Genomic DNA, 21,823 nt, shown 5'->3' with positions numbered 1-21,823 from the left:
GGATCCGGCGATCGCACCGCCCTACGGGGCCTCCCACAGGAACCGGGCGATGTGGTCGTTGCCGTGATCGGTCCGGGGCCGGGAGGGGGTGTGCCACCCGGCACGGGGCGGCCGGGCAGCGACGAGGCGCCATCCGGCGCCGCGCAGGGACGCGCCGCTCTCACCTTCCTGCGTGTAGGTGATCAACCGGCGGTAGCCAAGCGCCTTCGCCGCCCGCCACGCCGCCGCGTACAACAACGAGTTGGCGTTGCGTGCGCCATCACTGGCGGTGCGGGTGACTTCCAGGGTGGTGCCGTCGTCAAGGTGACGGGCGACGGGCCGGCCGACGATCGCCACCGCCCGCAGGGTGCCGTTCTCGTCGGCGGCGCCGACGGCGAAGATCTGTCCGGCCGGGGGCGCGTGGTGGCGGTGCCGGGCGCGCACGAACTCCTTGGCCTGACGGGAGCGGACCGGCACCAGGTGCAACCGGGGTGTGCTCATGCGGCCTGCCCGTAACCGGCCTGGGCCGGGGCGTGCTTCGCGACAGCACGCTCGGTGATCGCCTTGGAGGCGCGGGCGGAGGCGGCGGCCAGTTCGCCGGCGCTGGGCTCCAGGTACCAGGGGCGCAGGTCGAGCATGGCGGCGCGCATGCCGGTGGCGAAGAGCAGGGCGGTGCCCTTGGGCAGGGCGCGGATGGCGTCGGCGGGCAGGATCCGCTCCTGCCGCATGCTGACGGAGGTCGACTTCCCCGACTCGGAGGTGGAGGTGGAGGTGGTGGCGACGTCGTGGTCGCCGATCAGCCGGGACAGCTTGTCCGCGAAGTCGGGGTCATCGATACCGGAGCCGATGACCTTGACGGTGGCGGCGGACCACATCGCGTCCATGCCCGCATCGCCCCAGACTTTCTGGCCCTGGCGGTAGGACTGCAGGATCGTGATCGGGATGATCCCGCGCGAGCCGAGGTGGGAGTACAGGTCGGGCAGGTCCGAGATTTTGCAGACGTTGGCGGCCTCGTCCAGGATCGCCAGCATCGGCGGATCGAGCCTGCCGCCGGCGCGTTCGGCCTGGGCGGTCGCGGCCCGCATCACGGAGTCGGCGCATGCGGCGATCAGCGCGGAGGCGCCTCCGCCGCCGTCCTTCGACAGCAGGTACAGGGTGTCGGTGGAGGTGACGAACTGCGAAGGCCGGAACTCGGGCACGTCCTTCTGCGGGGTGACCCACGCGGCGATCTCGCTGTTGAGGAGGGCGGCGGCGTACTGGCGGGCGGTCTCGTAGATGCCGTCGCGGGTCTCCGGCGGCCCTTCCACGGTGCCCTTGAGCTGGGCGGCGACCGCCGTGAAGGCATGGTCGCGCAGGATGTCGAGCGGGGTGCGGTCGGCGGGGAAGGCCAGCCACTGCATCACGTCCGTGATCGGCCGGTCATCGAGCGCGGCGGCGAGGAACAACTGGCTCAGGATGTTGGATCCGGCCTTGGACCAGAAGTCGCCCTGCTGGGAGGCGTCCACGGACGCGGCGAGGAAGTGACCGGCCAGACGGCCGGCACCGTCGAGGGTCTTGGCATCGGCGAGCGGGTTCCACCACATCTCGCGGGCCGCGTGGGCGATCTGCTGCGGGTCCATCGACCACACCCGCCCCACCGCGGCGCGGGCGTCCAGGGTGGCGGTGTAGGCGTCACCGGCCGCCTTGTTCGACGTCAGCAGGACCGGCCCGGGCGCGTTGAGGATCGAGGGGATCGCCAGCGACGTCGTCTTGCCCGACCGCGGCGCCATGATGGCGACGGCCACGTCCTCGTACCCCATGCGGACCTCGTGCTTCGTCCCTTGCAGGTTGCCGAGGAGGATGCCGGTGTCCTTCGGCGCGATGTGCTTGGCGGTCTTGAGGCTCGGGCGCAGCGAGCGCGCCTTGTCGGTGATCGCCTTGGCCATGAGGGGCTCGATGTCCCTCGGCTTGGCCATCGCCGTGATCTTCTTCTTCCGGCCGCCGCCGTTGTTCTTGTGCCGGGCCCACAGCAGGCCGGCCGTCGCGCCGAGGGCGAGCAGGACGGTGATGGGGACGATGCGGGCGCCGATGAGCAGGGACGTTTCCCCCATCTGGGGCCAGAGCTGGTCGGGGTGGAGCAGGGCGGTGGTCGGCTGGTAGGGCGCCCAGGGGTGATCGGTGAGGTAGGCGGTGAGGTTGCCGGACAGCCAGGCGAGGTGGGACAGGGGGACGACGACGGCGAGGATGCCCATGAGGAGGCGGAAGGCGAGGTCGTAGCCGTCGGAGGTGTTGGTGGAGGCAGGGGGCAAGGGGCTGCGTGCTCCGGTGCGGGGGGGGAGGGGGTCAGCGGGTGTGGCCGGGGTCGGCGGACGGCCGCCGGGGAAGGCCGGGTGGTGCCGTCGGGGCCTTGTGGCGGGCGGCGAGCGTGCGGACCCGGTCCTCCAGCACGAAGGCGATCTGGGAGGCCCGTACTTCGGCGCGGGTGGGGGAGACACGGTGCGGGTCGCGGGTGGGGAGGCTGTCCACCGTGCTGATACGGGCCACCGGGGTGGGGTCGGTGAGCGCGGTGGTGAACGCGGTGATCAGGTGCGGTGGGGTGTGCTCGCCGAAGTGGGCCTGCCACACCGGCCGATGGGCTTGGTTCAGGGTGGTGGTCACCCACCAGGTGCCGGTCGCCTCGTGCAGGTCGACGCCTACCGTGCCGTCGGGGGAGACGAGCCGGTTGTGACTGGGCGTCGGTGACCAGCCCGCGTCGTGGAGCGGCGCCAAGGGGTCCCAGGCGTCTGCCACATCGGCTGAGGGAGCGGTCAGGGCGTCGGTGAACGCCGCGATGATCTCCACCGGGGTGCGGGCACCGAAGCTGGCGTACCAGGCGGGCCGTTCGGGGCCGGCGGCGTGCTGGATGGTCCACCAGGAGCCGTCCGGGTCGGGCTCCAGCCGCAGCAGCGTCTTCTGGTCGGGGCTGGAGAGGATGACGCGTGGCATCAGGGGGTCGTGGCCGTGGCTCCAGCCGCAGGCGCGGTGCAGGGGGACGGTGATCCAGGCGGGGTCACCGCCGCCGGCCAGATACCGCGGCGTGACGAAGTCGACGTCGACCGTCTGGGAGGACTCGTGCACGCTCACCTCCGCGCCATCGTGGAGCGGCCCGTGGTGGCCGGGGCCGGCCGTGCGGCCGGCGGTCGGGACCGGGAGGACGGGGCGCGCTTCACGGCGGTGTTGATCTCGCCGATGGCGTGGCCGTGGGTGGCCCAGTCGTCCAGGTAGCTCCAGCACTCGGCGTGGTGCTCGGCGAGCGCGGTCTCGAAGGCTTCGGTGCCGCGCGGGAGGCCGTCCTGGGTGGCGTGCCACTCCTCTTCCAGTGCGTCGAGGCGGTCCAGGGCGTTTCGCAGGGTGCCGAGCTGGTGGATCCAGCGGGTCTGCGCGCGGTCGGCGGGCACGAGGGGCAACTGGTTCTCGGCGCTCTCCAGCAGGAACCGGGCGCCGTCACGCACCTCCTCGAACGCGTGGGCGGTCTCGGCGTCGCGCCGGCTCTGGCGCAGGCCGTACGCGTGGTCGTCATAGGGCCAGCCGTCGAGGTCGGTGTGCAGGTCGGAGTAGGAGTTCCAGGCGTCGAGAATCCTCTTGGCCTCGCCGATGTACCGGTCGAGACGGCGCAGGAACTCGTGCTGGGCGTGGGGATCGGGGGAAATGAGCGAGGGGCCTTTCGGGTTCAGCGGCGTACGGCCGGGCGTGGAGTGGGAGTGGTGGCGGTCGGCGTGCCACTCTGTGCGGCAGCGCGGCGGGCCTTGCGGGCGACGGCGCGCACGGCCTTCAATCGCGCTTCGTGTTCGGCGGCTATCTGCTCGGCCTGCGGACCGCGTTCCTGCTGGGTGACCAGGTGGAAGTACGGGACATCTCCACGGCTGCGCTGGACGGGTTCGTCGCTGGCCAGGGCCGTGGTGAAGGCGGCGAGCAGGTGCTGGGGCATGTGGTCATCGAGCCACGCCCGCCATACCCGTTCGTGCCGCTCACCGAAGGTCGCTTCGGCCAGCCAGTGGAAGCCCAGGGATTTGTCGTTCAAGCGGCGCAGGTGCAGGCGTCCGTCGGGGTGGGAGGCGTTTTCGTTGCCGTGTGCGTCGCGCTGGTAGCGCCAGCCCGCCGCGGTGAGCAGGGGCCAGATGTCCTCGGTGTGCTCGGGTACGGGTCCGAGCAGGGCGTCGGTGAGTTCGGCGAGAATCTCCACAGGCGTGTGCGCTCCGAACTCGCTGTGCCAGCCGCCCTGTTCGTGCTGCCCGGAGATGCTCCACCATGCGCCGTACGGTCCCGGCTGGGGCTCCAGCACCAGGCTGTGGCTCCGGTCGGGGCTGGCCAGGACGACGTGCGGGAAGTCCGGGTCGGACAGGTTGTGCCATCCCGCGGCCCGCAGTGTCTGGGTGATCCGCCGGGGATCACCGCCGCCGGCCAGGTACCGGGGGCGGGTCTCGAACCAGATCAGGCCGTGCGGGTCGTTGGCGCGGCTGGGGATGTACGGCCGCGTCACCGACGCGCTCCCCGGACGGCGCGTTCGTCCAGCGCGGCATCGGTGTCGTCGCCGGGTGTCGGGTGTGCCGGTCTCATCGCTCGACCTGCGACGTGGCGTTACGGGTGAAGTGCTGGTGCAGGCGGGGGAGGTCCCAGTGCAGGATGTGCCAGTCGGTGGCCTCCTGGGCGGCTTCCCGCAGGCCGTCGATGATCAGGCGTATCTCGTCGGTTGTCGGGTGGCCGGTCTGGTCGGACGCCAGGCGGGCGGCGTCGCGCAGGATGTCACCGAGCAGGACCGGAACACCGGTGTGCTCGTTGAGGAGCGGACCGAGCAGCGGCAGGGTGTCGGCGACCGGCGGATCGCCGCGCAGGTAGTCCTTGACGTCGGCGAGGGTGCTGGTCGCCTGTGCGATCTGGCTGAGGTCGGGAGTGGAGAAAGCGGGCAAGGCTGCCCTCCTTCCAAAGGGGGAAGCGGTGGTTCGCCGTGTGGTATCGACCGGGCGAAGAAGACCTGGCTCGAGCCGGCCGGTCCGGTCCGGGCTGGGTGCAGGTGCCCGTTCAAGAGGTCAGCGGCGGGCAGCCGGACGCGCGGTGACCGATGGCGCAGGGACGGCCGCGGTTGTGGTGCTGTGCCGCCGGGCTGCGCGGGCCTGGGCGCGCAGAGAGCTGAGACGCGCCTTGTGGGCCTCGATGATCTGCTCCGGCGTGACCGTGCTGCGCTGCTGGGTGACGCTGTGGTGGGCGGGGCGGTCGTACATGCCGCGCTGGAGCGGGGCGGTGTCGGCGAGCGCGGTGACGAACGCCGTGACCAGGTGGACGGGGGTGCCGGCATCGAAGTGGGCGTGCCACAGTCGGGAGCGAGGCCGGTCGGGGTCGCAGACCTCTACGTGCCAGGCTGCCCGGGGGCCGTCAGGCCGGTCGGCGTGCCGTTGGACGCGGCAGGTCGCATCCGGTGAGCTGGCCGCTTCACGGGCATCGATCAGCCATCCGGCGGCGTCCAGTACGTCAAGGGGTGTGCTGTGCCGCTGTGGTGGAGGGGCGATGAGGGCGTCGGTGAAGGCGCCGAGGATCTCGGCGGGCACGAGTTCGCCGAACCCGGCGGCCCAGCTCCGTTCGGTGTCGGTGGGCTCGGCCCACAGCTGCCACCAGGCGAGCATCCCGTTCCCCGGGGTGAAGTCGAGGCGGTAGCGGTGGTCGGGGCTGGTGAGGACAAGCTGGGGGCTGAGCGGGTCGGAGGTGCGTTTCCACCGGGCGGCGGCCAGGCCGTGGGTGACGTGGCGGGCGTCACCGGGGCCGGCGAGGTGCCGCGGGCTGGTGTCGAAGGGGATGCGCCACTCGTGCGTCCTGGCGAACTGCGCGAGCTGCTGGTCGCTCACCGGCACGCGCCGCACCCTGGCTCACTCGGCGGCGTGGACGCGTACAGGGAGCGCAGGCCGTCCAGGACGTAGTGCAGGGTGTGCTGGTCGCTCTGCTCCCACGCGGCGCTGCGCAGCTCCTTGATGAGGAGGTCGACGGCCAGGCGGTGTGAGGTGTCCGGGCGGTGGGTGTGCACGGTGCGGGCGAGGGCGCGCAGGGTGCCGGCGAACTGGACGGGAAGACCGGTGGACTCGTCCAGCAGCGGCTCGACCAGGGCGAGGGCCTCGGTGGGGTCCGGGGCCTGGCGCAGGTACTCGGTGAGACGGGACAGGGTCTCGGTGACGGCGTGTATGTCATCCGGGGTGAGGTCGGGCACGAAACTCCTGGGAGGGTTGGTCAGTGGCGTGCGCGGAAGGCGCCGGTTTTCCGCGGTGTGGTGGTGGGGCGGGTGCCGCGCGCGGAGTTGCGGGCCCAGGCGGCGGCGCGGGCGGCGGTGATCCGGGCCTGCTGCCAGGCGCCGAGCTGGGAGGGCAACACGGACACGGAGGTGGTGTGGATCGTGCTGCTGTGCGGGACGCGTCCGCGTGGGCGCATCACGGGCTCCGGCGAGGCCAGCGCCGTGGAGAACGCCTGCAAGAGGTGCAGGGGGGTGCTCGCGGAAAACTGCGCGGTCCAGCCGTTGCCCTGCTCGTCCCGCGCGCCCGACCACCACACCGCGTTTCCGTCACCGTCCTGCCGGAAGTGGAGCCACGCCACCTCGTCGGGACTGGTGGCGGTGTAGTGCCGGCCCTCGGCCCGCGCCACCCAGTCCTGCTGGGCCAGGGGCGCCCAGACGTTGGGGGCGTGCGCGGAGCGGGGCTGGGTCAGTGCGTCGGTCAGCCCGGCGATGATCTCCACCGGCGTCTGCCGGCCGAACATCACCCACCACTCGGCCTGGTCCCCGCGCGCCGTGGCCTGGATCAGCCAGCCGCCCGGCTGGACGTAGGGGTCGTAGGTCAGGCGGATCGCGCGGTCGGTGCTTTCCATGACCAACGGCCCGCCGGTCTTGGACTTGTCCCGCCAGCCCGAAGCGCGCAGGAACTCGGAGACATGCCGGATGTCCCCGCCGCCGGCCAGCGCCCGCGGCTGGATGAGGTAGTGCTGCTCGGCCTGCTCGCCCGGCCCCCAGCCCGGCCAACGACTCTTCCTCACCGGTGCCGCCTCGCGACCAACGGCGCGGGCGATGCGGGCCGGGCCTCCGCGCTACCGCCCGGTGCGCCTGCCAGGGCGAGCGTGTCCTTGTGCTCATCGAGGTCGACGCCGATGCTGTGCAGCTCGTTCACGGCCCGGCCCAGGGCCAGACACACCTCCGGCGGTAGCACGCCGCGCTCGGCCTGGTCCCTGGCGATACGGGCCCCGGTCTCCATCAGAGAGGTGAAGCTGTCCAGGAGGCTGTCGTCCGGGTGTAGGACGCGCGAGACGGCGTTCAGAGCCTGGTCGGCGGGCAGCTGGTCGAGGAGGCGGGACATCTGCCGCATCCACAGGGCGATCTGGTCGGCCAGCACGACGATGCGCGGGTTCGGGTAGGGCATGCTCCTCCAAGAGCGAGTTCGAAGATCAGCGCCGGCCGGGCGGGTATCACCGGGCGGGGCCTCGGCGCGCGCACCGGCACCGGCCAGCCGATGGAGGCCGATGGGGATGCAGGCGCGCAGGTAGCGGCGGAACAGGGCGGTCGCCAGGCGTGGTGTGAGGTGCTGGCTCATCGTCGGGGGCGTTACGGGGGTACTCCAGTGGGGCAGGACGCGGTGGGTGACGGCTCTGGCCTGGCCGGGAGCCTTCAGGTCTCATGGAGCGCGCCGGGGGGATGTACGGGTGCGGGCGGGAGCGGCAGGCTTCGGCGCATGTGTGGTCTGCCGGGACACGCTGGAGGAGAGATCCCGCACGGCCTGCTGGTAGGCGGCCTCGTCGAACACCTCGGGCGTGCAGTTGACCGTGTACCCGGCCAGCAGAAGGGCGGGGATCGCGCGGCTCGCCAGACGCTGCTGCCCGGCGCTGTCGAGGTTTTCAGGCACCTCGTGCCAGGTGTAGACGGGACCGGCGGTGCGGATCTCGTGCCTCTCCAACCCGAGCCGGTCAAGCAGGTCGAGCAACGTCTCGGGCGCGGCCTTCCGGGTAACGGCGTAGATCGTGGGGCTCAGGGCCTTGCGGTAGATCTCGACGTCCGTGCCGTACTCGTCGGCAAGGTTGCCCAATGTAGCTCCTCGATAGTGGCTATCGGATTTGGCTGCGCCGGGCCCTGCGCTTTGAGCTGGGCGGTGGGCGTGGACGATGCCGTTACGGAGGTGAAGGATCTGGTCGGCGGCCCGCGAGAGCGCAACGGCCGTGTTCATGAACTGTCTGACCTGTTGCGGGTCCGCGCCGCCGGAGAGGGATTCGGCGCAGATGACTGCGACGGCCTGCCGGATGAGTGGCAGCAGTCCCTCACCGGGACCGGCGATCTCGGTCAGCAATACCGCCCGCTCCCGCGCGTCTGAGGCGTCACCGGCCCGTTGCGGCAGCTGTACGAGGTACCGTAGCGCGGCTTCCCGGTCACTGTCCGGTACGGCCAGGTCGTTCAGGAACGGATCGAGGTGAACGCTGTAACCAGCGGCGAGCAGGACATGCGAGGCGGCCGTGGCCCTGCGGCGTTGCTCCTGAACGGGCAGGTGGTGGGGAAGGCGGTGGTAGGTGCCGCGGGGGCCGAGGGCATCGAGGAAGCCCGCTCGCTGAAGAATCCCGGCCGCCTGGACGGCGCCGCCCAGGGCGAGGACCAGCCCGGTCCGTGTGTCCTTGGTGATGGTGACGTAGTCCAGGACGTAGAAGTCCGGTTAGGCGTGCTTCACCGCGATCGGGCCGCCGATGTTCGGGCCGGGGCCGGCGGGGCGGACGGCGCGGTGGCGGTCGGGGTGATCCGGCCCGAGGGGTGCTGGAGCGCGGTGGCGATGCCGTGGGCGCGCAGCTGCCGGCCGGCTTCGCGGACGGCACGGGCCTGCTCGACGGTGTCGTCGCCGGACAGTCGGTAGACGCCGGTCTGCTCCTGCTGGACGAAGCCGTTGGCCACCAGCACGCTCGCCGCCGTGTCCCCGGCGGGGGCGGCGGCGAGGCTGCCGTCCGGCTGCCAGGTCAGCACGAGACGGTCCGGCTGCGAGGGCACGATGGCGTCGAGGGCGTTGTGGCGGACCTGGGCGAGGGCGGCCTCGTAGCGGGGGAGCAGGTCACCGGCGGCCTGCTCGGCACCGAGGAAGGGATCGTCGGCCACCGCGATCCCGTTCGGCTCGGCCACACCGCGGTACGCCTCGTCGGGCAGGTCACGCGGGGCGATAGCGGCGATGAGGAAGCCGCCGAGTTCGTCGTACCGGTCGATGACGACGAGCTGGGCGCCGTCCGGCCGGGACAGGACGGCCGCCTGCCGCAGCGGGTGCTCGGCGAGGGAATCGGCGACGAGGTCCAGGTCCCAGATCCGCTCGTCCAGGGCGGCGAGGGCCTCGGAGTGCCCGGCGGGGTGGTGGGTGCTGCTCCAGGGGCCGGGCAGTTCGCCGGCCAGGACGTCGGCGAAGGAGGCGAGACGTTCGGAGTCTTCGTGGTCGTGCATAAGGTCCTTGAGCGAGAAGGTCGGGGGAGGGGGGCGGGATGTTCAGCGGCGCGGTCCGGCGGCCATGGGCGGTGGAGGGACGGGGAGGGCGCGCGGCGGGGGCGGGCAGGCACACACGGCGGACCGTTCGCGCTCCCCGGCGGGGACCTCTCGGGTGCACTGGGTGCGGCCGGGGTGCGGGGCGTGCCGGTCGGCGAGGTTGTTGCGGGTGTGGAGGAGGTCGGTGTGGATCACACGCAGGGTTTCCTCGGCCAGGTGGCGCAGCCGCCGTGCGGTGTACGGGTCCACTGAGGTGCCCAGACCGTCGTGGAACTCGGCCGCGGCGATGAGGATGTGACTGACGGCGGTGAGGATGCCGTCGCAGGGGGCGGTCAGCTCCGTCAGGATCTCGGCGGCCTCGTCGGTGGTGGTGGCCTGCCGGAGGCGCTCGGAGAGGTGGGCGACCGATTCCCCCAGCGTCTGGTACCGCAGGGGGCGGTGGTCGGTGTCGAAGTCCGCATCGCAGTCGACGTGGTATCCGGCCGCGCGCAGCCGGGCCACCGCCTCGGTGGCGAGATCTGTCTCTCCGTCCCGGGGAAGGCCGGCGGGGGCCCGGTGGTAGGTCTCGTGCAGGCGGTGGACAGGCACGAAGCCCGCGCGCTGCAGGATGCTGTGGGCTTCAAGGTCACCGTCGCGGGCGAGGACCTCTTCGGAGTCCGGGTCGCGGCGGATGGTCAGGTGGCGGTCGGACAGAGGCAAGGGGGAGTGTTTCTCCTACGGTGAGCGTTCGTCCGCGGCCCGGGCAGCGGGCACGACGGGGACTGCCGGGGCCTGGCCGGGGCGGGTGGTCAGATGGGTCGCGGTGGCGTCGAGGTCCTGCTGGATGGCGTGCAGGCGGTGGGCGATCAGCTCCAGGCGGTGCCCGATGTCGGGGCCGGTGCCGGGCTGGAGCGCTGCCCGGTGTGCGGTGTGCTCGACCAGGGCGCGCACGGCGGCCAGCGGACCGGACCGCTCGTCGGCGAGCTGAGCGAGAACGCCGGCCAGTTGCGTGGATGCATCCGGGACGACCCCGGCCAGGCGCCGACGGCCGAGTGCGGGGGCGGGAGCGATCAGGCGCAGGTCCTGCTCGATGCGCCGGGCTTCCGCCGCCAGCCGTTCCGGCAGATTGGTGGGCAGATCCTGCCAGACGCCGTCCAGCCGGATGAGGTTGGCGATCACATCCAGGCGCCCGGGCCGCGCCTGGACAGCGATCCAGCGGCAACCGGCCGTGTCACCGGGGTTCTCGAAACCTGCCGCGCGAGCGAAACGGTGGGCGATCTCGGACCACTCCGCACCGTTCAGGCGGCGGTCATCGGGATGGAGCCGGACATCGAGGTGGACGACGGCCATCCGGTCACCGGCGGGGCCGGCGGCAAACGGGTGCTCCAGCAGCGGGTCTTCGAGGTGCTCGGCCCACTGGGCGGCCGTCCACGCCGAGGTTTCGCCGTCCAGGAGGTAGGCGTCCAGGGCCGGCCAGTAGGCGACCACCGTATCCTTCGACAGCACCTCCTCCGCGCTCACCACGCGCCCCAGGGCTTCGTCGAGCGGACCGTGCGGGGTGACGGAGGGTTCGTTGAGACGGGGAATCATGCTGGTACGGCTCCGGTGAAGGTACGGGGTACTGCTCGGTGACGGCCAGGGGCCGCACGTCCGCCACGGTGAGGGCGTGGCCGGGACGGCGGGCGGCCAGGGTCACCGGCCGCTGCGGGCGTCGGCGACGTGGACGAGCTGACCCAGGGCCGTCGTGGTGTACCAGCCGCAGTCGATGATGGCGTCGGCATGGCCGGCGTACCTCGGCAGCAGGTGGTCCTCCATGGCGCGCTGGAAGATCAGGCAGTCCGGGCAGCGCCGCGAGAGGTGCACCAGGTAGCGGGGGTGGGCGGTGATGAACGTCTGGGCGCCACCGTTGGGATCGCGCAGCCGCCATCCGTCCTCGTCGGTCGGGGTGTGCCAGGACGGGGCGACAACCCGCATCGCGTCCCCGCACAGCCGACCGTCGGCGACGCCCTTGATGACCATGATCTGGTCACCGGCCCCGAAGTGCTCGTGGGTGATGTCCCGGGCGGGCGTGAGCGGATCGGGGGTCGGCGCGAAGGCGGGAGTGGACGGCGGGGTCCAGGGCGGTGGGAGCAAGGCGGATCCTTCCACACGGTGCGTGTAGCGGCGGGAGGATCAATGGTCCGCAGGATCGCCGGTTTGGCTAACCGGCGATCTGCGGCTATGTTCCGTCCGCTTTCGACAGCAGCACTTCCGCGGACCAGCCCCGTGACACCGCGCGTCCAAGCCGATTGGCGACGCCCGTCGGCCCAGTGGGCCGACGGATCGAGGAGAGTCACGAAGGCGTCAAGGAGATCCTGGACGCCCTGCGTGGGCTGAACCCAACACCGGTGGCAGCTGCCGCCGGGTGCAGCCCGAGGTGGCCAGGAAGATGATCTCCGCCAGGCATTCACGGTCCCCGGCCCGCCGCCCTGCGGGTGTATGACCTCCGTCGGCGGGACCACCCGCCGAAACAGCGTTCACAACTCGTCCGGCACCAACCGCTCGACCAGGTCCGTCATGCACGGCTCAACGAATGAGGCCGCCATCAGAAACGAAGTCTTACCAGGACCGGCCCAGGGTGGCACCTGACGATTATGTGATCTGGGTCGCACGAGAGCGTCCGTTGTGGATCCATTAGTCGCTGCAGTTGCCGATCAGAGGGCAGCCTGCAAGATGCCCGAAGTACTGCTCACGTAACCGTACTTGATGTGGAATAGGCACCTTGCGACACGTCGCGGCGATGAGTGGCCCGATGGGATCCGTGCCTTCCTGGCGGCTCTAGCCTGCTGTCTTCCTCCTTCTGGCCGCGCATGGTTGTCGGTGCCACTGTGTAACCTCCCGCGGTGATCATTGACAGAGACGCGCGCGTAGTCCCCCCGCGATATACCGGGAAGGAGCAATGTGCGCTGATGGGCTGGGCGATAGGCCAAGCCGACCGCGACGACATGTTGGCGATCTTGGTGTGGAACGCCGAGTGTCGTGCGGTCAGAGACATACGCGACGGCTGGAAGGCTCACGCCGAGAGAATCAAACGTGAGATGGACGAGGCGGAGACGAGGGCAACGCGCGGAAGGTGGAGCACGGGTCCAGGCAGTGCCGTGCGGCGGTCGGCCGCAGCCGCAGCTTCAGCGCTCAAAGAATCTTTGGAGCCCGAACTGAAGGAGGCCCATGCGGCTTCCTCGGAATGTGTCGCGCTGTATGAGGCCATTAGTGGCAGGATCGGAAAAGGCAAAACGCTCGGCAAGGCCAGCCGCAGGGAGACCGAAAACTGCGGACCCTTGTGGCAGTTTCTCCAACAGGCGGAGGAGCGACTGGCTGCCCTGCTTGACCAAGACCGTCAGCGTCTTCACACACTGGCGCTGCGGGAGCGGTCCTGTACGGCTGAAGGATCTCAGGATGTGGCTGCCCTCGACGCCTTGGACGAAGGTGAACGGGAGGCTTTCGTTCAAATGGTTCGAGATTTGCTGGAGGCGGAAGGGAATTCCCTATTGTCACCTGATGCCCGCTCGCCCCGAATGGACCTCTTTCGCGCGCCTTCAGGTCGCATGGTGGGGGTAAGGGTAATGCATCACCGGTTTGAGCGCGGCGATGCGTCGCGGGGATGGGTTTGGTTCTCCAGCGTCCCGCAACAGGCGGAGCGCGACAGGATTGCCGCCGCCGCTGATGCGGTGGTCTTGATAACCAACATTGACTACAACCATATGGCCCGTCGCTTCGCGAAGGCGCATGGCGTCATCTTGCTGGACCGCACAGACGTACGCAGGTGGATCGAGTGGGGAGTAACGCCTGACTTGGACGCGCAGTTGCCAAAGCGTGAGGTGGGCTGATGCACATCAACTGGAATAGCCGGGTATCCCTGCCCGTCTACGAAGAGCCCTGGCTCACACAAGCAGTTAGTGCCACCGTTCGGGAGGCCACGGATGACGACGCCTTGGCGGCGTTTCTGCATTTCTACGAAGGTGCCCTAGTTAGGCTAATCCTCGGAAAGCTGCAGGAATTTCACCGGCTGACGGAAGAGGAGCACAAGCGCGCCACAAAGCTCGGGCCGCGCCGGCCGGATTCTCCGGTGTGGGCTCAATTCCGCCATGTAGGCAGAGCGCTGGCTGAGGGCCTGTACGTGGAGTGTTCCTGGGCTAAGGAGGCAATGACGGCGGTAGAGAAGATATTGGATGGGCTCAGAGAAGAGGCTGGCGCAATCGCGGCAGGCCGCTTCCGTCGGACCCCGGACCTCGACTCCGGGATAGAAAGGGCTATCGGGCTGGAGCGCGAGCTTGAAGAAGCCAGACTTCGGTTTGCCGCCGCGATGCAGGAACATGCCCGACAGGTGCACGGACTGGCCCTGCGGGAGGAGGAGTTTCGGATCTTCCGTGCCAGCGCGGGGAGCATCACTATCGCCCAGCTGCATGCGATGACACCGTACGAGTTCGAGCATGCTACGGCAGTCCTTGCGCGCCGGGATGGGTACAAAGTCGTCCGCGGCAAGGGAGGATCCCGCGACCTGGGAGCCGACGTGATCGCACTGACCCCGGACGCTCGGAAGATCGTTTTCCAGTGCAAGCACCGCCAGCCAGGATCTAGGGCGGTCGGATCCCGGGTGATCCAAACACTCAACGGGACAGCCCGTCCTGTCCACAAGGCGGATATCGTGGTTGCCGTCACCAATGGTTCGTTCTCCAAGCCCGCGAGCTCCCTAGCAGCTGAGCAAGGTATCTACCTGATGTGTGGCGATCAGCTGGAGCGGTGGGCTACGTGGGGAGTTCCCCTCCTGGAGGTTTTGGGCGATCCCGGTGAGGCAGGTGCCACGACCTGAAGTGCCGATGTCTACCGTTCCGGTGGTTCTGCCGAGGTGACCTTTAGACGTAGTCTCATTTGGTGAGTCGGCGGTAGCAGATGAGGCTGCAGGCGATGGCGGTGAAGGCCAGGAAGTGTTCGGCCTTGCGTTCGTAGCGGCGGTGCAGACGGCGGCAGCCGCCCAGCCAGGACATCGTGCGCTCGATAGTCCAGCGATGCCGGCCCAGCCGGGTGGAGGATTCGATGCCCTTGCGGGCGAGGCGGTGCCGGATGCCTCGCTTGCGCAGCCATCGGCGCAGGTGGTCGTAGTCGTAGCCCTTGTCCGCGTGCAGCTTGGCGTGCCGTCGTCTGCGCGGACCGCGGCGGGAGCGGATCGGCGGGTTGCCGCGCACGAGCGGCTCGAGTGCCTGACTGTCGTGCAGGTTCGCGCCGGAGATCCCGACCGAGAGGGGTAAACCGGTCCGCTCGGTGATCAAATGGATTTTCGAGCCCTTCTTGCCCCGGTCGACAGGGTTCGGACCTGTCAGGTCCCCCCTTTCAGGGCCCGCATGTTCACCGAGTCGATGGCGCACCGCGACCAGTCCAGCTCCCCGCGCGAGCCCAGTTCGTCGAGGATGAGGCGGTGCAGCTTCGCCCAGACCCGGGCGGCGGTCCACTCGGTGAAGCGCCGGTGTGCGGTCGGTCCCGACGGGCCGAAGACCGGCGGCAACTGCCGCCAGGTGCAGCCCGTCGTGGCCACGAAGATGATCGCGGCCAGCACTTCGCGGTCACCGTACCGGCGCCGACCGCCGCCCTGCGGCCGCGTCGGGGCAGGTGGGGCCACCCGCTGGAACAGTTCCCACAACTCGTCCGGCACTATGCGCTCGACCATCACCACACGGTGCACACTACCCAGCACCCCAAATGAGACGACGTCTTACTGAGGTTGAACTCGTGGTGTCGTAGGGGCTGACGGCTGGCCGTCTGCTGCGGTATCACCGGGGCATGCGGTATCCACAAGGGGGCGGGCTGACCGTCGAACGGCAGCAGTTCCGCGAGGAGTTACGGCTGAAGGCTGCCGAGAGGTTCGCCCAGGGCGAGGCGAGCTCGCTGATCGCCAAGGACCTGCGGGTCAGTGTCCGCTCGGTGCAGAGGTGGCGGCAGGCGTGGGACGAGGGCGGTCCGCGTGCCCTGCGGTCGCAGGGACCTGCGTCGCTTCCGAGGCTGAGCGAGAAGCAGTTCGCTCAGTTGGAGGCGGAGCTGGCGAAGGGGCCGGCCGCGCACGGCTGGGAGGACCAGCGGTGGACGCTGGCGCGGGTCAAGACGGTGATCGGCCGGCGCTTCCATCTGACCTACACGATCCAGGGTGTGCGCAAGCTCCTGGTGCGTAATGGCTGGTCGTGCCAGGTGCCGGCCCGGCGGGCGGTGGAGCGGGACGACGAAGTGGTTGCCGGGTGGGTCAAGGAGGTGTGGCCCTGCGCGGAAGACTCGCGGCGGTGAGTGGAGCCTGGCTCGTCTTCGAGGACGAAGCCGGATTCTCCATGACGCCGCCGCAGGCGAAGACCTGGTCGCAGCGCGGGCGGACCCCGGTGGTGAGGGTCCGCGGCCGGTCCCGCAGACGGATATCCATCGCGGCGCTGACCTGCTACAAACCCGGCCACCGGTCTCGGCTGATCTACCGGCCGCGCCGGGACGACGGCCGACGCGACGGGCGCAAGAGCTTCTCCTGGCGCGACTACCGGGACCTGCTGACCGCCGCCCACCTGCAGCTCGGCGGCCCGATCGTGCTCGTCTGGGACAACCTCAACGTGCACAAGGCCGCCGACCTGCGCGCGTGGGCGGCAACCCGGGACTGGCCGACCATCTACTACTTGCCGTCCTACGCACCCGACCTCAACCCGGTCGAAGGGATCTGGTCCCTTCTGCGACGCGGCTGGCTCTCCAACGGCGCCTTCTCCACCCCCGAACACCTCGTCCAGCGCATCCGACGCGGCCTACGGCACATCCAGTACCGCAGCGACCTCATAGACGGCTGCCTCGCCGAGACCGGCCTGACCATCAGACCCGCCTGAGCAACCCCACGACATCACGAGTTCAACCTCAGTAGGAGCCCGGCTATACCCCCGCGGCATCGCCACGGCTACCCCGCAGCACTTCACCGTGGCCTCCCCGAGCGCCAGACCGCGGACTCTCGGGAAGTTCCCCGCCCCCTTCACAAGGCGAAGACGCACCGCATCCAGCCCAGATCCGCCAGGTTCGAGCTGGTGTGGATTCAGGGAGTGTCACCACCGGTTCCTCGCGTACTCCTTTCCGTCTTGCTTGCCGGGCCCGCACCATCTGGCAGTGCTGATACGTCCCGGCTTTGTCAGGGCCGCTTGTCATCCTTTCCGGCATCTCCCGGAAAGGACTGCCCCCAGCTTCAATCACCCTGCTGCGACAGGGTGATGGTGGTGGTCTTTCACCTCCACTCGAACAACGTGCGCTTCACGGCGCACCGGCCTCTGTCCACAGGGCCGGACGCGCACCGCAGGGCAACCGGCCGGGCGCAGCAGGCATCCGGCCAGCGAACAGCAAGGAGCCGTTATGGAAATGACGTCGCCGAAGGTGCCCCAGCTCGCCCCGGAGCGGATCCTGCGGGCCGCCGACTACGTGGAGCTGGTCTGGCAGGAGCAGGGCAGCGAGGAGGAGAAGGCCGCGCTGGAGGAGTTCCACGCCGACGGCCCCGAGCTGGCGCGGCTGATCGGTGAGTACGGTGCGCTGCTGCGGCCGGCTACCTCACCGCCGTGCCCGATGAGCACGCCGACTGCGGCTTTGGTGGCTCGGCCGTGCAGGCCGGTCGCACAAGCCCAGCGGTCGGTGTGCGTCGTACCCCCTCGGGGTCCAGTTGGACGAGCGTGTGGGGTCAACCTGTGGCGGACACCAGGCCGATCCGGTAGGCGAGGACGACGGCCTGGACCCGGTCGCGCAGGCCGAGTTTGGCCAGGATCCTCGACACGTAGGTCTTGACCGTCTCGGGGGTGATGAAGAGCTGTGCGGCGATCTCCGCGTTCGACAGCCCCTCGGCGATCTGCCGGAGCACTTCCAGCTCGCGTGGGGTCAGGGCCCGTACCACGTCCTGTCTGGCCGGCCGGGATGTATCGGCCGGGTGCAGGTGTTCGGCGAAGTGGCCGATGAGCTGGCGGGTGACGGCGGGGGCCAGCAGGGACTCGCCCCGGGCGACCGTCCGGATACCGTTCACCAGCTCCGCCGGGGGCGCGTCCTTGAGGAGGAAGCCGCTGGCCCCGGCACGCAGTGCGTCGTAGACGTAGGCGTCGACGTTGAAGGTGGTGACGACCAGCACCTTCGGCGGTGCCTCGGCGTCGGGGCCGGCCAGTTGCCGGGTCGCCTGGATGCCGTCGAGCAGGGGCATCCGGATGTCCATCACCACCACATCGGGACGCAGGCGCCTGGCGGCCTGGACCGCCTCGTGCCCGTTCTCGGCCTCTGCGACGACCTCCATGTCGGGCTGGGCGGAGAAGATGGTGACGTAGCCGGTGCGCACCAGTGCCTGGTCGTCGCAGACGAGCACACGGATCGGTGGCGGCGCATCGCTCACGGGGTCACTCCGATGCGGGCTTGGAGGGAATGGTGGCGTGGACCTCGAACCCGCCTTCGGGCCGGGGTCCGGCCTCCAGTTCACCATCGACCGTCCGCGCCCGTGCACGCAGGCCCGCAAGTCCACGCCCGCCGACCGAGTCCGGTTCGTGCGCGGCGGCTGCGGCCGGCGGCAGGGCGGTGGGCCCGTCGGTGGTCACCTTGATGTCGATGCGTTCCTCGCCGTACCGGACGAGGACCTGTGTCGGCTGCCCGGCGGCGTGTTTCATCGCGTTGGTGAGCGCCTCCTGCACCACCCGGTAGGCGGCCAGCTCCACGTCCAGGCGCTGCGCCCGCCGCTCGCCCTGCTCATCGAACTCGACCGGCAGGCCCGACCTGCGGGCCTGTTCGACCAGGTCTGCGAGCCGGCCCAGGGTGGGTGCCCGGTCCGCGCGCGCCGGGTCGGCGGACGCTGACTGGCTGGTCGCTTCCAGCACGCCGAGCAGGTAGCGCAGCTCTGTCAGCGCCCGGCGGCCGGTGTCGCTGACGGCCGCAAGTCCTTCGCCGGCTTTGTCCGGTGCGGTGGTGAGCAGGAACTGTGCCGCGTCCGCCTGGACCACCATGGCCGTCACATGATGGGTGACCACGTCGTGCAGCTCGCCGGCGATGCGTGCCCGCTCTGCGGCCGCGGCCACTTCGGCGGCCAGCCGCCGCCGCTGCTCCTCCCCCGCCCGCCGTGCGCGCACGGTGCTGCCCACCAGCCAGAACGCGGCCACCGTGAGATAGAAGGCGAGATAGTCACCGATGGTCTGCGGTGAGCCGAGGTGGTCCAGGACGAGGGCCAGTACCCCGTAGCCCGCGCTCACCACGCCCGCCAGATGCCGGCGGAAGCGAACCTGGTGAGCTCCGGCCGAGTACAGGGCCAGATACAGCCCCCAACTCGCCAACGTCGTCGCGAAGCCCAGCGCCTGATATACGGCGAACGCGGCCGCGACGACAGCTAGACAGAGCGCGGGCCATCGCCGGCGGGCCGCCAGCGGCAGGGTCTGGGCCAGGATCAGCGCGATACTCAGCGCATTCGTCGGCCGCTCGGGCAGATCCCCGATCTGCCCTCCGATGGTGGACAGGGTCGGCACGAACGCCAACAGGGGCAGCACCAGGGCGAGGACGCCGTCCTTGAGGAAGCCGTCCCGCTCCTGCCACCGCTCGAACACCGCCCCCAGCAGCGCACGGCTGCTGAAGGGCGCCTGGCGGGATATCACTACCGTCTCCTCCGGTCAGCCGGCCTGGATGCGTCGTGCGGATCGGCGGGGCAGCAACCTGCCGCCGCGGCGGGCGAGGACGAACATGCGGACGGCGAGCAGCACACCGATGACGACGGGCACCAGCGCCGCCTCGAGGCCGAAGCCACCGCCGGTCAACACGGCGGAACCGTGCACGTCGACGGTGAACAGGCCCTTGGAGGCGTGCCCGGAGACCGGGATGCCGAGCAGCTGCTCGGTGGTGTTCCAGGCGAAGTGCAGCCCCGCGACGAACCAGATGTTACGCCGCCACAGGAACGCCGCGCCGAGCATCACGCCCGCCTCGGAAGCGATTGCCAACGCGCTCCACGCGCTGGCGCCCGGAGCGCCCAGATGGGCGATGCCGAAGAACAGCCCGGTGATCACGATGGCCGCCCGGCTGCCCCACAGCCGCTCCAGCGCCTGCAGCGCGAGACCGCGGAACAGCAACTCCTCGGTGACCGCGGCGGCGATCTGCACCATGACCGCAGACCAGAGGACCGCCATGACGCCATGGCCAGCCCAGGAGAACGAGTAGCCCCCCAACACCGTGATCAGCACGGCGGACACCACGACGAAACCCAGACCGATCGCGCCGCCGTACAGCGCCTCCCGGCCGGCTCCCCGCCGGGCGATCTCCGGCGTCGAGCGTCGCGCGACACGGCGCATGACCAACCAGTACACGGCCACCGCGGCCACCGCGCCCAGCACCGGAACCGGACCAGGACCCGTGGCGGTCAGGGTCGAGACCAGGCCGACGCCGACCAGGCCCGTCAGCATCCAACCGAGCTGAGAGCGGACGATGCGGCCGAGACGGCCGCCGCGGGCGTCGGGGGCGTCGGGGGCGTCGAAAACCGTGTCCGGGCCGGGGCCGTCGGCGTGCCGTGCGGTGGACGTACTCATGTGGCCTCCCCTGTCAGCGGTCGCACAGGTTGCGACCTGACAACCACGCTAGAAACCCGGCCCCGTCAGCGAATCGCCCGCAGATGGACAACTGCTGTAGCTCTCACGGGGGATGCGCCCCGGAAAAGGGATCAGCACGCGTACGGGAGGCGGGCACCATCATGGCCGCCGCAGCGGCGGTCCTGGCCGGACGGGTGGGACTGGGCGTAGCGGCCGAGGGCGGAGTCGTAGTAGGGGGCTCCCATCTTGTACAGGGCCGCCGGGTCAACGTACGCACCCGCGTAGCGGTACGGCCGGGGCACGGTCTCAGCGGTGGCGCCTCCCGCGGGGCGTGCCCGTCGGACCGTGCTCCGGCGTAGGCGTGCATCCGCTTGCCGCTGTCGTCGACGAGACCGAGTGGCCGCTGCGCGATACACCGATGCCCTACCTCGCAGGCAAGGCAACCGGTGCTTTCTAGACGATGTCTCATTTGGGTTTGTAACCTTGAGGCATGACGATCGTGGAGCGGCTGGTCCCGGAGGGGTTGTGGGAGTTGTTCCAGCGGGTGGTGCCGCCCGCGCCGACGCGTCCGCAAGGTGGTGGGCGGCGCCGGTACGGCGACCGTGAGGTGCTGGCGGCGATCATCTTCGTGGCCACCACGGGCGGCACCTGGCGGCAGCTGCCGCCGGTCTTCGGGCCGTCGGGGCCTACCGCGCACCGGCGCTTCACCGAGTGGAGTGCCGCCCGGGTCTGGACGAAGCTGCACCGCCTGGTCCTGGACGAACTGGGCTCGCGCGGGGAGCTGGACTGGTCGCGGTGCGCCATCGACTCGGTGAACATGCGGGCTCTGAAAGGGGGGAGCTGACAGGTCCGAATCCTGTCGACCGGGGCAGGAAAGGCTCGAAGATCCACTTGATCACCGAGCGGACCGGTCTGCCCCTGTCCATCGGCATCTCCGGAGCGAACCTCCACGACAGCCAGGCGCTCCAGCCCCTCGTCCGTGGCATCCCTCCGATCCGCTCCCGGCGCGGCCCGCGCAGGCGCCGTCCCGCCAAACTCCGCGGCGACAAGGGCTACGACTACGACGACCTGCGCCGATGGCTGCGCGAGCGCCGCATCCGGCACCGCATCGCCCGCAAGGGCATCGAATCATCCACCCGGCTGGGCCGGCACCGCTGGACCATCGAACGGACGATGTCCTGGCTGGCCGGCTGCCGACGCCTGCACCGCCGCTACGAACGCAAGGCCGAACACATCCTCGCCTTCACCGCCATCGCCTGCACCCTCATCTGTTACCGCAGACTCACCAAATGAGACGATGTCTTAGTGGAAGGGGTTCTCCGTACCGCGGTCCTTATCGGTGGCGGCGTCGAGGAGTTCGGGCAGGTCGGTGCCGTCGGTGTCACGCTGGTCGATCCACCATCCGGCCCGGGTGATGGTGCGGGCCTTCTCTTCCAGCTCGGCCCAGTCGGCGTCGTCCCAGGTGCCTTCGATGACGAGGGCGGTGTGAGCCGTGGTCATGAGCTGGTGGCGGGAGCTTTCGCCCCAGGCCAGGGCACGGTTGGGGCCTTCCAGCGGGGGCATGTCGAACTGGGCGGCCCACTCGGCGGCGGCCCGCTGTTCCTCGGCGCGCTTGGCGGCGAGCCACTCCTTCTTGGAGGCGGTGTCGTTGCTGCGGGCTGCCTTCCAGCAGTCCGTGCAGTCCCGTGCGGCGAGCCACCGGGCGAACCCGGCCCGCCGGTCGGCGGCGCGGTCGGACAGGTCGTGGACGACTTCGTGGCCGCAGGCGTGTTCGATGGTCCACTTCGTGCGGACAGCCATAGATCATTCTCCTTGG

The 21,823-nt window shown here is 70.2% G+C and carries 26 protein-coding genes and 1 pseudogene; 5 read left to right on the top strand and 22 right to left on the bottom strand.

The features are described 5' to 3' along the window. Positions 1-21 precede the first annotated feature (21 nt). From AB0E62_RS35600 to AB0E62_RS35525, 16 genes and pseudogenes are all read right to left on the bottom strand, one after another. Positions 22-480: an XF1762 family protein gene (locus tag AB0E62_RS35600; RefSeq protein WP_362203705.1), complete on the bottom strand. Its 459-nt coding sequence runs from the start codon at positions 478-480 to the stop codon at positions 22-24. Then, positions 477-2,267 carry a TraM recognition domain-containing protein gene (locus AB0E62_RS35595; RefSeq protein WP_362203702.1) on the bottom strand — a complete coding sequence of 597 codons (1,791 nt, stop codon included), beginning with the start codon at positions 2,265-2,267 and terminating at the stop codon, positions 477-479. Before AB0E62_RS35595 ends, AB0E62_RS35600 begins: the two co-directional genes overlap by 4 nt. A 34-nt stretch (positions 2,268-2,301) precedes the next feature. After that, positions 2,302-3,081, bottom strand: coding sequence for a DUF317 domain-containing protein (locus AB0E62_RS35590; protein ID WP_362203699.1), 780 nt, complete (start codon positions 3,079-3,081; stop codon positions 2,302-2,304). Next, complete coding sequence (locus tag AB0E62_RS35585; RefSeq protein WP_362203697.1) at positions 3,078-3,449, bottom strand: hypothetical protein; 372 nt, start codon at positions 3,447-3,449, stop codon at positions 3,078-3,080. The genes AB0E62_RS35590 and AB0E62_RS35585 overlap by 4 nt, the downstream gene beginning before the upstream one ends. A gap of 218 nt (positions 3,450-3,667) precedes the next feature. Further along, complete coding sequence (locus AB0E62_RS35580; protein WP_362203694.1) at positions 3,668-4,477, bottom strand: DUF317 domain-containing protein; 810 nt, start codon at positions 4,475-4,477, stop codon at positions 3,668-3,670. A 73-nt stretch (positions 4,478-4,550) separates the two neighbouring features. Next, a complete protein-coding gene (locus tag AB0E62_RS35575) occupies positions 4,551-4,904 on the bottom strand; it encodes a hypothetical protein (protein ID WP_362203691.1) in 354 nt (117 codons plus the stop codon). A gap of 120 nt (positions 4,905-5,024) precedes the next feature. Next, positions 5,025-5,834 carry a DUF317 domain-containing protein gene (locus AB0E62_RS35570; RefSeq protein ID WP_362203689.1) on the bottom strand — a complete coding sequence of 270 codons (810 nt, stop codon included), beginning with the start codon at positions 5,832-5,834 and terminating at the stop codon, positions 5,025-5,027. Continuing rightward, positions 5,831-6,190 carry a hypothetical protein gene (locus AB0E62_RS35565; protein WP_362203686.1) on the bottom strand — a complete coding sequence of 120 codons (360 nt, stop codon included), beginning with the start codon at positions 6,188-6,190 and terminating at the stop codon, positions 5,831-5,833. The genes AB0E62_RS35570 and AB0E62_RS35565 overlap by 4 nt, the downstream gene beginning before the upstream one ends. Positions 6,191-6,210: 20 nt before the next feature. After that, positions 6,211-7,005: a DUF317 domain-containing protein gene (locus tag AB0E62_RS35560; RefSeq protein WP_362203683.1), complete on the bottom strand. Its 795-nt coding sequence runs from the start codon at positions 7,003-7,005 to the stop codon at positions 6,211-6,213. Next, entirely contained in the window at positions 7,002-7,385 is a 384-nt protein-coding gene (locus AB0E62_RS35555) for a hypothetical protein (RefSeq protein WP_362203680.1), read from the bottom strand. The genes AB0E62_RS35560 and AB0E62_RS35555 overlap by 4 nt, the downstream gene beginning before the upstream one ends. A 252-nt stretch (positions 7,386-7,637) precedes the next feature. Next, positions 7,638-8,303, bottom strand: a complete 666-nt coding sequence (locus AB0E62_RS35550) for a hypothetical protein (protein ID WP_362203677.1) — start codon at positions 8,301-8,303, stop codon at positions 7,638-7,640. 368 nt (positions 8,304-8,671) lie between these two features. Continuing rightward, positions 8,672-9,424: a hypothetical protein gene (locus AB0E62_RS35545; RefSeq protein WP_362203674.1), complete on the bottom strand. Its 753-nt coding sequence runs from the start codon at positions 9,422-9,424 to the stop codon at positions 8,672-8,674. A gap of 42 nt (positions 9,425-9,466) precedes the next feature. Next, positions 9,467-10,162, bottom strand: a complete 696-nt coding sequence (locus AB0E62_RS35540; RefSeq protein WP_362203671.1) for a hypothetical protein — start codon at positions 10,160-10,162, stop codon at positions 9,467-9,469. 15 nt (positions 10,163-10,177) lie between these two features. Next, on the bottom strand, positions 10,178-11,032 hold the full coding sequence (locus tag AB0E62_RS35535; RefSeq protein WP_362203668.1) for a relaxase/mobilization nuclease: 855 nt from the start codon (positions 11,030-11,032) through the stop codon (positions 10,178-10,180). Between the two features lie 102 nt (positions 11,033-11,134). After that, the gene (locus AB0E62_RS35530; RefSeq protein ID WP_362203665.1) at positions 11,135-11,575 is read right to left on the bottom strand and encodes a hypothetical protein; all 441 of its coding nucleotides are present in this window, start codon (positions 11,573-11,575) and stop codon (positions 11,135-11,137) included. A 252-nt stretch (positions 11,576-11,827) separates the two neighbouring features. Next, positions 11,828-11,955, bottom strand: a pseudogene (locus AB0E62_RS35525) (IS5/IS1182 family transposase); the annotation flags it as partial. Between the two features lie 435 nt (positions 11,956-12,390). On the opposite strand from AB0E62_RS35525, the gene AB0E62_RS35520 reads away from it, so the two are divergent. After that, positions 12,391-13,308 carry a hypothetical protein gene (locus AB0E62_RS35520; RefSeq protein ID WP_362203662.1) on the top strand — a complete coding sequence of 306 codons (918 nt, stop codon included), beginning with the start codon at positions 12,391-12,393 and terminating at the stop codon, positions 13,306-13,308. After that, on the top strand, positions 13,308-14,291 hold the full coding sequence (locus AB0E62_RS35515) for a restriction endonuclease (protein ID WP_362203659.1): 984 nt from the start codon (positions 13,308-13,310) through the stop codon (positions 14,289-14,291). The genes AB0E62_RS35520 and AB0E62_RS35515 overlap by 1 nt, the downstream gene beginning before the upstream one ends. Positions 14,292-14,346: 55 nt before the next feature. Here AB0E62_RS35515 and AB0E62_RS35510 read toward each other — a convergent pair. Then, positions 14,347-15,143 (bottom strand): IS5 family transposase gene (locus tag AB0E62_RS35510; protein WP_362203656.1). Its coding sequence is split into 2 segments (ribosomal slippage): positions 14,347-14,805 and positions 14,808-15,143, totalling 795 coding nucleotides; the frame shifts between segments, so codons are not numbered across the junction. 113 nt (positions 15,144-15,256) lie between these two features. Between AB0E62_RS35510 and AB0E62_RS35505 the strand changes: the two genes are divergently transcribed. Continuing rightward, the gene (locus AB0E62_RS35505) at positions 15,257-15,751 is read left to right on the top strand and encodes a winged helix-turn-helix domain-containing protein (protein WP_362203653.1); all 495 of its coding nucleotides are present in this window, start codon (positions 15,257-15,259) and stop codon (positions 15,749-15,751) included. 41 nt (positions 15,752-15,792) lie between these two features. Then, positions 15,793-16,323: a transposase gene (locus tag AB0E62_RS35500; protein WP_362203751.1), complete on the top strand. Its 531-nt coding sequence runs from the start codon at positions 15,793-15,795 to the stop codon at positions 16,321-16,323. Positions 16,324-17,153: 830 nt separating this feature from the next. Here the strand turns inward: AB0E62_RS35500 and AB0E62_RS35495 are convergent. From AB0E62_RS35495 to AB0E62_RS35480, 4 genes are all read right to left on the bottom strand, one after another. Beyond that, a complete protein-coding gene (locus AB0E62_RS35495; RefSeq protein WP_362203650.1) occupies positions 17,154-17,846 on the bottom strand; it encodes a response regulator transcription factor in 693 nt (230 codons plus the stop codon). 4 nt (positions 17,847-17,850) lie between these two features. After that, the gene (locus AB0E62_RS35490; protein WP_362203748.1) at positions 17,851-19,083 is read right to left on the bottom strand and encodes a histidine kinase; all 1,233 of its coding nucleotides are present in this window, start codon (positions 19,081-19,083) and stop codon (positions 17,851-17,853) included. A gap of 18 nt (positions 19,084-19,101) precedes the next feature. Further along, positions 19,102-20,007 carry a CPBP family intramembrane glutamic endopeptidase gene (locus tag AB0E62_RS35485; protein ID WP_362203647.1) on the bottom strand — a complete coding sequence of 302 codons (906 nt, stop codon included), beginning with the start codon at positions 20,005-20,007 and terminating at the stop codon, positions 19,102-19,104. 131 nt (positions 20,008-20,138) lie between these two features. Beyond that, entirely contained in the window at positions 20,139-20,309 is a 171-nt protein-coding gene (locus AB0E62_RS35480) for a hypothetical protein (protein WP_362203644.1), read from the bottom strand. 188 nt (positions 20,310-20,497) lie between these two features. Here AB0E62_RS35480 and AB0E62_RS35475 point away from each other — a divergent pair. Then, positions 20,498-21,300 (top strand): IS5 family transposase gene (locus AB0E62_RS35475; protein WP_362203641.1). Its coding sequence is split into 2 segments (ribosomal slippage): positions 20,498-20,839 and positions 20,842-21,300, totalling 801 coding nucleotides; the frame shifts between segments, so codons are not numbered across the junction. A gap of 9 nt (positions 21,301-21,309) precedes the next feature. Here AB0E62_RS35475 and AB0E62_RS35470 read toward each other — a convergent pair. Next, complete coding sequence (locus AB0E62_RS35470; RefSeq protein WP_362203638.1) at positions 21,310-21,807, bottom strand: hypothetical protein; 498 nt, start codon at positions 21,805-21,807, stop codon at positions 21,310-21,312. Positions 21,808-21,823: the final 16 nt, after the last annotated feature.

It is taken from the genome of Streptomyces sp. NPDC038707, assembly GCF_040636485.1.
GTDB lineage: Bacteria > Actinomycetota > Actinomycetes > Streptomycetales > Streptomycetaceae > Streptomyces.
Note: the sequence above shows the minus strand (reverse complement) of the source record. Positions and strands in the feature narration are given on the sequence as shown.